This is a genomic window from Anaerococcus provencensis (assembly GCF_000312365.2).
GTDB lineage: Bacteria > Bacillota > Clostridia > Tissierellales > Peptoniphilaceae > Anaerococcus > Anaerococcus provencensis.
The window spans coordinates 36,606-47,116 of record NZ_HG003687.1 but is presented as its reverse complement, the minus strand read 5'-3'; the positions used below and the strand labels follow the sequence as shown (position 1 = coordinate 47,116).

The 10,511-nt window shown below is 34.9% G+C and carries 14 protein-coding genes; all 14 read right to left on the bottom strand.

Annotation, left to right across the window (positions count from 1 at the left end):
- Window positions 1–439: 439 nt before the first annotated feature.
- Window positions 440–925, bottom strand: coding sequence for an SH3 domain-containing protein (locus BN38_RS07730; RefSeq protein ID WP_044566577.1), 486 nt, complete (start codon window positions 923–925; stop codon window positions 440–442).
- Entirely contained in the window at window positions 922–1,698 is a 777-nt protein-coding gene (locus BN38_RS07725; RefSeq protein WP_044566574.1) for a tyrosine-protein phosphatase, read from the bottom strand. Before BN38_RS07725 ends, BN38_RS07730 begins: the two co-directional genes overlap by 4 nt.
- Before the next feature lies 1 nt (window position 1,699).
- Window positions 1,700–2,350 carry a CpsD/CapB family tyrosine-protein kinase gene (locus BN38_RS07720; protein ID WP_044566573.1) on the bottom strand — a complete coding sequence of 217 codons (651 nt, stop codon included), beginning with the start codon at window positions 2,348–2,350 and terminating at the stop codon, window positions 1,700–1,702.
- A 4-nt stretch (window positions 2,351–2,354) separates the two neighbouring features.
- The gene (locus BN38_RS07715) at window positions 2,355–3,029 is read right to left on the bottom strand and encodes a YveK family protein (RefSeq protein WP_230197753.1); all 675 of its coding nucleotides are present in this window, start codon (window positions 3,027–3,029) and stop codon (window positions 2,355–2,357) included.
- 29 nt (window positions 3,030–3,058) lie between these two features.
- Entirely contained in the window at window positions 3,059–3,826 is a 768-nt protein-coding gene (locus tag BN38_RS07710; protein WP_044566568.1) for a hypothetical protein, read from the bottom strand.
- 146 nt (window positions 3,827–3,972) lie between these two features.
- Complete coding sequence (locus BN38_RS11180; RefSeq protein ID WP_195890891.1) at window positions 3,973–4,143, bottom strand: hypothetical protein; 171 nt, start codon at window positions 4,141–4,143, stop codon at window positions 3,973–3,975.
- A gap of 100 nt (window positions 4,144–4,243) precedes the next feature.
- Window positions 4,244–5,767 (bottom strand): ATP-binding cassette domain-containing protein, encoded by a 1,524-nt coding sequence (locus BN38_RS07705; RefSeq protein WP_044566565.1) that lies wholly within the window; start codon window positions 5,765–5,767, stop codon window positions 4,244–4,246.
- 256 nt (window positions 5,768–6,023) lie between these two features.
- Window positions 6,024–6,455: a GNAT family N-acetyltransferase gene (locus tag BN38_RS07700; RefSeq protein ID WP_044566561.1), complete on the bottom strand. Its 432-nt coding sequence runs from the start codon at window positions 6,453–6,455 to the stop codon at window positions 6,024–6,026.
- Between the two features lie 125 nt (window positions 6,456–6,580).
- Window positions 6,581–7,156 carry a protein adenylyltransferase Fic gene (fic, locus tag BN38_RS07695; protein ID WP_044566559.1) on the bottom strand — a complete coding sequence of 192 codons (576 nt, stop codon included), beginning with the start codon at window positions 7,154–7,156 and terminating at the stop codon, window positions 6,581–6,583.
- Window positions 7,157–7,182: 26 nt separating this feature from the next.
- Window positions 7,183–7,797 carry a class I SAM-dependent DNA methyltransferase gene (locus BN38_RS07690; protein WP_044566557.1) on the bottom strand — a complete coding sequence of 205 codons (615 nt, stop codon included), beginning with the start codon at window positions 7,795–7,797 and terminating at the stop codon, window positions 7,183–7,185.
- On the bottom strand, window positions 7,790–8,248 hold the full coding sequence (locus BN38_RS07685) for a hypothetical protein (protein WP_044566555.1): 459 nt from the start codon (window positions 8,246–8,248) through the stop codon (window positions 7,790–7,792). The genes BN38_RS07690 and BN38_RS07685 overlap by 8 nt, the downstream gene beginning before the upstream one ends.
- 173 nt (window positions 8,249–8,421) lie before the next feature.
- Window positions 8,422–8,967: an NADPH-dependent FMN reductase gene (locus BN38_RS07680; protein ID WP_044566553.1), complete on the bottom strand. Its 546-nt coding sequence runs from the start codon at window positions 8,965–8,967 to the stop codon at window positions 8,422–8,424.
- A 237-nt stretch (window positions 8,968–9,204) separates the two neighbouring features.
- Window positions 9,205–9,792, bottom strand: a complete 588-nt coding sequence (locus BN38_RS07675) for a DUF2812 domain-containing protein (protein ID WP_044566552.1) — start codon at window positions 9,790–9,792, stop codon at window positions 9,205–9,207.
- The gene (locus BN38_RS07670) at window positions 9,785–10,120 is read right to left on the bottom strand and encodes a PadR family transcriptional regulator (RefSeq protein ID WP_044566551.1); all 336 of its coding nucleotides are present in this window, start codon (window positions 10,118–10,120) and stop codon (window positions 9,785–9,787) included. Before BN38_RS07670 ends, BN38_RS07675 begins: the two co-directional genes overlap by 8 nt.
- Window positions 10,121–10,511: the final 391 nt, after the last annotated feature.

The following is a 10,511-nucleotide window of genomic DNA, read 5'->3' as shown; positions in this document are numbered from 1 at the left end:
ACTTATTCGCTAGTGAGACCTCACGGGATAAGCCATCAATCTTTCCTTGTCTACCTGCCTAATCTACTTGCATGGTTTACGGTTGCCTTTTGGACTTCACGACTTTTGGTTCGCTTGTCCACCGTGCAAGCCTTAGTATTAGGTTTCTGTTCGTCAGGCTACAATTTTGCTATCCCTTCTTCTCGCCTGTACCTCACGGTACAAGCCTTGGGAATTGCTATGAGGTTCGCTGGCAACTACGCCCTTCGTGGACTTTCACCACAGATTGATGACATGCCCGTCATACCAAAATAAAAACAGTAGTTCACCTACTGTCTTTTTTGATTCTCATGGAGAATCGTATTCTACCTTTATCCTTGATAAATCAAGGGCTTTTTTGGCTCAAGAGGTGGCTTCTCTTAAGTTTATTATATTGCCAAAAATGCCATTTTCAACTAAGCTAGTTATTTACCTCTTGGAGAAATTCTTTTACTACAAAGCCCGTTTGGCCTTGGTATTCTAGCTTAATCCAAGTTTTGCCGTTTTGTTCGATTTCTTCAAGAGCTGTAATCTCTGTCCCTGGGTCTATCACAGCTACTATATTGTCAGCATCAGTATTGGCTTCTGATCTCATATTTACGCCATTTTCAACCCTATACTTCTTTGCATTGTTGTCAGGCTTGTTATTTGCTTGTTGATTATTATCTTCCGCCTTATTATTGTCTTCAGCTTTATCATCTGCTGGCTTTTCTTCTTTTTTCTCTTCTTTTGCCTTATCTTCATTTTTAGATTTATCTTTGTCATCGTCGGATCCCTTAGAATCATCAGCCTTGTCAAAGACTGAATCCACCTTCACATTTTTACTCTCATAATGTTCCTCTTCTTTGTTACAAGAAGTCAATGCGAATAATATAAGAGCAGAATAAATAAATTTTCTTATTATCATTTTTTTCTCCAAAAATTAAATATGCCTTTTTTCTTTGTCTTCTCTGGTCTGATGATTTTGTCAAAGTCGCTAGAAATATACTCATCATCAATCACTTTTTGTGGGTTGATAGTTGAAAGCTTGTCAAATTTCTCCTCTGGGATAATCTTTAGAATCTCATCCTTATAGGCCGAAATATCTGGGCTCCTCCACTCTGATTGGTAGGCATCTGTCCCTATGATATGAACCATATTTCTTTCTAAGAGTTCTCTAGTAGTGTCAGCATGCGATTTTATTGATGCATAGTTGATTTGAACCAAGGCTCCAGCCTTGATAAAGTCTTCAAGCCATTCTATGTGGCCTTCAACATAAGGATATCTCTCTGCGTGGGCTATGATTGGAATATAGCCTTCCAATTGTAGATTGTAAAAAAGGTCCTTCAAAAATGTTGGCTTATTCACAAAGGAAAGCTCACAAAGCACATACTTTGAACCATTCAAAGTTAACAGCTCGCCCGATTTTAATTTTTTGATCATATCAAGCTCAACTTGGATCTCATGGCCAGGATATATTTTGAAATCTAGTCCTCTATTAGTGCATTCTTCATTTAAAATCTCAACTTTTTCTTTGATTTCGTAAGCATCGACCTTGTACCTAGAGCTATCATAGTGACTTGTTGCTATAATTCGGTCAAAGCCTGCCTTTTGGTAGAGTTCTACCATCTTTAAGCTCTCATCAAGGTCCCTTGCTCCATCATCAACCCCATAAATTATATGATTGTGTATATCTATCATATTAATAGTAGTTTCCGTATTTGCTCTTCTTTAGCTGAGCGTGGGTCAATACCATTCCTAGAATATTTGCATCTACTCTCTTTAGGTTTTCCAAGGCTTGGGATATCTCTTCCTTTTTGGTATCAGATGACTTTACAACATAAATCATTCCATCAGAAAGGGTAGAAACTATTGAAGCATCTGTAAAAAGTCCTACTGGTGGAGTATCTATGAAGACATAGTCGTATGTTTCAGCAAGGTTTTTGATAAGATTTACAAAAACCTTTGAAGCAAGCATCTCTGATGGATTTGGTGGGATTGGACCTGTTAGGATCAAATCTAGATTGCTCTGTTCCCTATCCTTGATAATAACATCATTTATATCTGCCTTGCCAGTAAGGTAATTTGTAATGCCAAGGTTAAAATTCACACCAGCTATCTCGCCAATAGATGGACTCCTAAGGTCACAGTCAAGAAGAATGGCACTGTCACCATTTTCTGCAAAGGATTTGGCCAAATTATATATAACTGTAGACTTACCTTCAGCAGGTTTTGTCGAAGTAACAGATATTATTTTGTTTTCCTTATCAACACCAGAAAACTGAATATTAGTTCTCACAGATCTTATTGCCTCATCATACATTGAGGAATTATAATAATTTTTCTTTGCCATAATCTTATCCTTGCTTCTTATCTGGAATTATACCAATAACTGGTAGGTCGAAATACTTGTTAATATCGTCTTGGGACTTGATAGTAGTATCTGCAAGTTCTTTTATAATTGAAATCATAATACCAAGAATAAGTCCTAAAACTACTCCAATTGCAGTATTTTTCTTGATATTTGGAGATGAAGGTCTTTCAGGCAATGTAGCCCCATCAAGTATCTGAACATTATTAACCTTCATAATATCCCCAATAGAATCTTTGAAGATATTTGCAGTCTCATTGGCAATATTCTGGGCTCTCTCAGGAATAGTATCAACTACCTTCACAGATATAATCTGAGTATCCTTTACAGGCTCAATAGATACTTTCTCTGAAAATTCTCCATAATCCATATCTAGATTTAGGTTGCTAATAACCTTATCAGCTATACCCCTAGACTTAACTATCTCAGAATAAGTAGAAATCAAAGCCTTGTTAGCTTGGATTTGACCCAATTCAACATTAGAATCTTGTGGATTTTGACTATCAGTGCTGGTTGAATTGCCAACTATCATAGTAGCATTTGAATCGTATTTTGGTGTTAGCACATAGGAAGAAATTCCATAAGAAATCCCCCCTAACAAAAGACCCAAAATAATGATTAGTAATGTATGTTTTTTACTATTATATAAAGAAAAGACCAACAATATCCTGCTGGTCCTCTCTATATTTACTATTCCATTTGAGCCAAAATTTTTGTAGATACTATATCACCATAGTGGCTTTTTAGCTGGTCTGCCATTATTTCTGCTTCGCCCATTTGAATCTTTTCTGGATTGGTCACATGATAGGCTCCGTATATACCCATGATTCTTTTATCTTTTAGTTGGTCAAATTCGTAAATGAAGTTTTCGACTAACATTTGTTCCCTATAATCAGCTATCCTTGCTAGGCGGGTATCTTCTTGGTTTTCTTTGTACTCTTTGATATAGGCATCTCTTCTATCGCCTTGGTCCATTACCTCTTTGACCCTGTCGATTTCTGTCTTGTCCTTATTTTTATCTAAAAGTTTTAGATATCCCTGTCCCAAGCTGTCATTAAAATCACTAATGTCTGTCCCATAAAAGACAGTTTCTGGACATTCTTTTTTGATACTCCTTAGCAATGTGCCATAATGTTTGAGTTTGTTGCCCTGGGCATATTTGTACTGGTCTCTAAGGATTTCTAGGATTTGATCATCATCCTCATCCATCCATCGGTTTAGGTAGCCTGCTACAAAATTTGGTACTTCGAGGAATAGATTTCTCATTCCTTGATTGTCATAATAATCTTTCCAAAGGGAAAACTCCTTATCTGTATCAGCTTCCGTGCCGTGCTCTTCACCATAAAGATAAATCTTGGCTGGCTTCTCGGTCTCTGCACTATTGTTTTGGCAAGCACTTATTGCTATTAGTATGGCAAAGATAAGGCTTTGCTTTAAAATTCTTTGTAATATTTTCATTTTTCTCTCACTTTTATGTATTCTTAGCTTAACTATATCATCAATCCTAAGATAATAAATATTTATTTTGCAGAGGACCAAAGCCTAGATAATAGGGTTTCTGATTATTTATCAGCTTCAAAATGCTGGCCTACCAAGATCATCTATTATTTATGTACTAGAGCAAAGTATATAACATAGGCCCAGCTTAAAACTCCGTGGAAGATTGCCCAAGGGATAGAATGCCAAGTGGTGTAGGAAATAACTATGGCAAGGGCTGAGCCAAAGGTAATTCCCTCTCTTACAGTCTTATTGACAATTGTTTTGTTTTCTTTCATAATTCCCTCCTTTAGCTTTGCTCACTATATACCCCCTAACATCGCCTAAGAATTGAATTATCGCCTAAAATATGGTACATTTTAGGCGATAATGAAAGGATTAGGCTATTATTTTTAAACCTTGATTATTAAGCTCATAAACCTTGTCAAAAACCTGGTCTATGAAGTCCTTGTCGTGGGATACAGCTATTATGGCTCCCTTGTAAGCTTTGAGTGCATCTATAATCTCTGGTTTTGAAAGTGGAGAAAGATTCCTGGTTGGCTCGTCAAGGATTAGGACCTCTGCCTTGTCTAAGTTCATCTTAGCAAAGAAAAGTTTGGCTTTTTGTCCGCCTGATAGGTCTGATATATTTCTATACATTTCTTCTCTTTTGAAATTTAAAGATCCTAGAAAGTTTGATATTTTGATATTTTCTTCTTTGGAAAAAGATCGTGACAAGTAATCAATGGCGCTAATATTATCTATTTCATATGCAAAATATGATTGGGGCATATATCCTACTTTTAGATTGAGGTTCTCACATTCTTTTAGGATTTCTTTAAGGAGAGTGGTTTTGCCAGCTCCATTTTTGCCAACGATGCAGATTTTCTCTGGTCCTATGATTTGTAAGTCAATATTTCTAGCTAAGACCTTCCTTTCAATCCTTAGCTCATCTTTCTTAAAATCTAGGATTTGCTTGCCATTGGGAACTCTGATGTCACCATCAAAAAATATGTCTATGGCTTCTTCATAGTCTGGTTTTTTGGTCAGATTTTCCTCTTCTTTTTCTAATCTCTTGCCAATGGATTTTACAGTGTGCATCTTATCCTTTAGATTTCTACCGATTAAGTCATCCTTAGTCGCTCTAAGGTCATGCTGGACAGCATCGTGGACTCTTTTGTATTTGTATAATTTTTTGTCAAATTCTTCTCGCTCTTTATTAGCCCTGGTAGTTTCATTTATGATAAAGTTTTGTCTTTTTCTCACATACTCATCATAGGTATTGTTTGAAATAGAGTGCTTTGCCACACTTCTTCTCCTAATCTGTTCTAGGTGGACAATCCTATTAGCTATCTTTCTTAGCAAAGAAGTATCGTGGGATACAAAGATAAGGGGTATTTCTAAACTTTCCATAAAATCTCCCAGCCAAGCTACCGACTCATAATCCAAGTCATTGCTGGGTTCGTCAAAGAGAAATACACTAGGATTTTTTAGCAGGTCTACTAGCAAGAGAAACTTTATCTTCTCCCCACCAGAAAGGCTTGCCACAGGTCTATCTTCTGCCAGGATATCATCTGGCAAGTCGAACTCACTCATATACCTATACAAGAGCTTGTAATCTATGGTTTCATAAGAAAGCTTGTGGTAAAGATACGCCAAAGAAGTCATCTTTGCGTACTCATTGGGCAAGGACTGGGGCATGTAGCCAATTATCTCATTATTCTTATAGATTTCTCCACTAATACTAGCAAATTTTTCTGTATTTTCCCTATCTACTATCGCTTTTAAAAGGATTGATTTGCCATTGCCCTCTTCTCCAATAAGTCCAATCTTGTCTCCATCATTCAATGTCAAATCAAAATCCTTGATAATAATCCTGTCGTCTTCTATTAATCGTATTGTTAAATCTTTTATCTGTAACATATATCCTCCTTTGAACCTATGCCACATTATGAAAAATAAAAAAAGCCTATCCACAAAAAGTGAATAGACGTATCCTTAGATAAGCAGACTAATCTTATTCACAATATGGCATACCAAAATAAGCTCAACGAGCTAAATATCAGTATCAAAATTTCCATATTGCTTATAAAATCAATTAAACTTACCTCCATGTTTTATATTTTCCTTAGAATATACTACTATTTCTTGCTAAAGCCAAGTTGGTGAAATGAGACCTTTACAAGTGGAATCTCATAAATAGATATCCATCTTCGATATTTTCTGATTCCTCAAAACCTAAGTCTCTCCAAAATTTTATAGCCTTAATATTCCTACAATCAACAGGAACAGATATCCTATCTGCCTTGTAAACATCCTTTAAATAATCTATGCAGAGTCTCGCAGCTTGTCTGCCATAGCCCCTATCCCTGAACTCATCTACAATAAAAAAGTTTATAATCTGAAAGTTATCCTCACCAAGATATAGCAAGGCAAAACCAATAAGCTCTCCATCCATGGAGATGGCAAAGGGCCTCATATCAGGATAATAAAGCCAAGCTTCCGCCAAAGAGTAGGCCACGCTATCTGCAAAGTCTTCGTTTGTGACCCCAGGATCTAGATTTATGCACTGATTAAAATTTTCTTCAGATATTTCTTCTAAACGAATCAATTTTTTCCCCATGTGATCTTATAATTTAAATGCATTGCTGTATGATTTTTAGCTTTGCTTATCTTAAGCTGGCAACCGTGCCGAATTGCACACGGTTAAATCATGTATAAATATTATTTATCAGCCTAATAATCAATATCCTCAGATCTATAATCATCCAGACCTTCATAAATATATGATTGATCGAGCCCCTTCATAAACACCTCTCTGTCAGATATTTTTTCTGTTAGAGCTTCTTTTAAAAGCATCTTGATGTACTTGCTTCTAACAGGACTAATTTTCATAAATTCCAGGTAATCAACCTTATCTACCCTTTGCCAGTCTATGCACTTGTCCAAATTCTTTTTTAAAATCAAGTCAAGCCATATCCTCGTTGCTCTTCCGTTGCCTTCAATAAAAGGATGTGCCACATTCATTTCCACGTACTTTTCAATTATTTGATCAAAATTATTTTCGGGCATTCGTTCAATTGCGTCAAGAGCAGGCTCCAGATACATAGAATTAGCAAATCGGAAATTCCCCTTTGATATGTTGACATTTCGAATCTTGCCTGCATCAAATCCTTCAAGGTCATGAAATAGGGCATAATGTATGTCCATAAGCCCCTTGACTGTGCCAATTTCAAAATTATCTATATTGCCCGAATCCCAGAGTTCAATGGCTCTTTTTTTGCTGATGTATTCTTCACTACTTTTATCCATAGTAATCTCGCTTTCATTCTAAGAAACTATCCTATAGATATTATACCAGCACAATGGGATAACTGGTCAAAGGAAGAATTTGGGAAACTGTCTTTGATTTCATCATATACAAAGTAAAATTCATCATAGTCCCAATCGCTTCCTGCTTGATTTTTACAAGCTTCCAATTCATGGCGAGTATTAAAAGCCACATCTCCTATCAAAATTTTTCCTCCGTCATTTAATAGAGGCGATAGTGACTTGATAAAGTTAACCTTATCCCCATCTTCTAAATGGTGGAGGGAGTATGTTGCGATGATTGCATCGTATTTGTTTGTAAGAAGCGCCTCGTCCAGTCCTTTGGAGAAATCTTTGGAGTATAGCTTTGCATGGGGCATTTTCTCTCTTGCTATATCAAACATTTCATTAGAAAAATCTTGGCCATAAATTTCGATTCCCTTTTCATAAAGTTGGCTGGTAAGAGTTCCTGTTCCAAAGCCTATGTCCAAAACTCTTTTAGCATCAATGGAAAGAACCTCATTATAAATCTTATTCAGAATCTCCTTGTATCCTGCAAATGGATAAGTATTGTCATCATCTGATAGGCCAACGCTTTTGTCGTAATCATCTGCCCATAGGTCAAAACCCTTGTTATCAAGCATATTTATCTCCCTTAATCAATCTATTTTCATCTAATATTTTAATCATTTGCTCTTTATCTTTCATTTCATAAACTTGCTTATATGTATCACCAAAGGCATTTATCCTAAGTTTAATGTCATTGTAATTTTCTGCAACATTTATATCTTTTATCTGATCAAAGTTAATAAATTTTAGGATAGGACTATAGCCCATAAAAACACTAATACCATCTTTGCCAAGACCCGCTAAAAATCCTATGGTATATACAAGCAAGATTGCAGATAGCAGAATAAGAAAACCCATAAGAGTCCTATCTAACCTATACCAGAAAAGGCTAGTAATAGACGCAAAAATCGCTAAGATAAATCCTAGGTCAGAATTCTTTTTTACCCTAATTTTATTATTTCTTTGGACCATGAAGTTATAAATAGTCGGGACAATTAACATTAGTAATACAATAACTTTTACCATATTTCCTCTTTTCTAATAACATTTCTAAGAATTTAAAATTATTCTTTCTATGAATACTACGTTTTATTCTATTATAACAGATAAGTTAAATGATTTAATGTATCAGTACTCTCACAAGATATAAAACTTTCACAAAAAAAGAGCCATCAGCATCATCTGACAGCCCCCAAAGATTATTTTACAAATTCTACAAATTTCTCAACAAACATTTGTAAAAATTCTTTTGTAAATTCAATCATATTTCCATTTTCATCAAAGCATTTGTTTATCTCTGATAGCATCACTTCTGGTTGAGCCAAAACTGTTGCCCCTAAAAATGCCAAAGATGTTCTAACTTCATAATTTGCCCTCACACCGGCAGTCATAGACACAGACGCACTTATAACAGCAACCTTCTTGCCAGCCCATTTCATATCTTCATATGGTCTTGATCCAACATCGATAGCATTTTTGATGCTAGCTGGCATAGCCCTGTTGTACTCAGGAGAAACAAATATAAAAGCATCCGTATTTGCTAATTCACTTCTAAATCTAGTATAAGACTCCGGAGTTTCTAATGTTCCATCATCATATTCTTCATTGTATAAAGGCAAATCGCCAATTTCAATAAAGCTTGCCTCAAAGCCTTCTGGCAAAAGCTCCGCTATATTCTCTGCAACTTTTCTATTGTAAGAATCTTTCCTCAAACTCCCCACAATAAAACCAATTTTTTTACTCATAATACATCTCCCTTTATTATAATAAACTATTTGTTACATATACACTAAAATAAATATACCCAAGTAGAGCGGTTTGAAACAATTGGGGAGTGTCAACATTACATGCAGGTGAGTAAGAAAAAATCATCTATTAAACAGCTACTAATACTTCTTATATTGCATATTCATATCTACGTTACACGCACAAAATTTAATTTCATGCTTGCTATGTAAACATGTAACGCTGGTCTTATCTTTTCATAGACTTCTTATTTTATCTTCTTTGATTGAATATAATTTATATAATCCAAAACTGGATAAAACAAATAATATAGCAGCTAAAATTATTGTTTTATAATCAATTACTTTAAATAATGCTAGTAGAATTATAAGTATAGAGAAAAATAAAAGATAGTAATATGGAGCTTTTCTCCTATTAATATCTACATTTTTACTTTCCTTATCAGAAAAAATTGGTATTTTCTTACTTCCGTCTGTTTCAATTATCAAGATTTCTTTGTTGATCATTCCTGGAGAAGTCGCTATCATACTTTTGGGGGAGTTGTAAGGTCTTAATTTTACATTGCCAAAACTAAGTTTCCCAACATTAAGTGGAGCAGTAAAAACTTTTAAGTTCATACTATTTAAAAATTCTGTGTATTTTTTTCTTTCCTTGTTATTCATATATCCTATATACTCGACAGCGTACCTATGGTCCGAATTAGTTTTTTCAAATTCATGTATAGTTGATCCGCTTTTTACAAGTCGATATCCCTCATTGGCTATATGATTTAAATATTTTTCTCTGCCTTCTATAGGATTTAGAAAAATTTTTATTTTATTCATAGTCTTCCTCCTTTTTAAATTTCTTTTCTCCTTTTAAAACCAAATTTTTCATTCTATTAATTTCTAATGAAACTAATTCTCTTCCAATATCTGTGGCTATATAAACTTTTTTGCCACTATCATCTTTATCAACTAATTTAATCCATCCTTTCTTATTAAGGTTATTTATAGCTCCATATAAGGTTCCTGGACCTAAAATAATCCTTCCATTAGTTATTTCTTCAACTTCTTGTGAAACTCTGTAACCATAATTCTCTTCCAGCATTGTTAATAAAACAAGAAACATTGTTTCGGTTAAAGGAATGTGTTTCTGTAAATTATTTTCCATTGATAACACCTCCGTATTTGATTATCTAAATTAGATCACCAAACATACTACGTGTAAAGTAGTATTAGACACGTAATGATTATATATAAAAAACCGTAACCAAAATACTCTAATCGAATCCCATTTAAGGGCAAGTGCGTTGATTATGGTTATAATTTTTTTCTTTATAACCGTTGAATTTTAAACATTTTTTAGTTTTGAGCAATATCCTCTCAAAAACTCTTGGAGTTTTCTCGCTTAGTTCTCTGGATTCGCTTGTGAACCTCTCGGTTCAAAAGCTTATCTCAGAGATGAAAAATGCCTCACATTGTCCACCCTAATATTTAAGGAAGTGCGCTCGGCTTGCGCCCTCGCTTAGTTCTGCGGACTCACTTGAAGCTTCGCTTCTGCA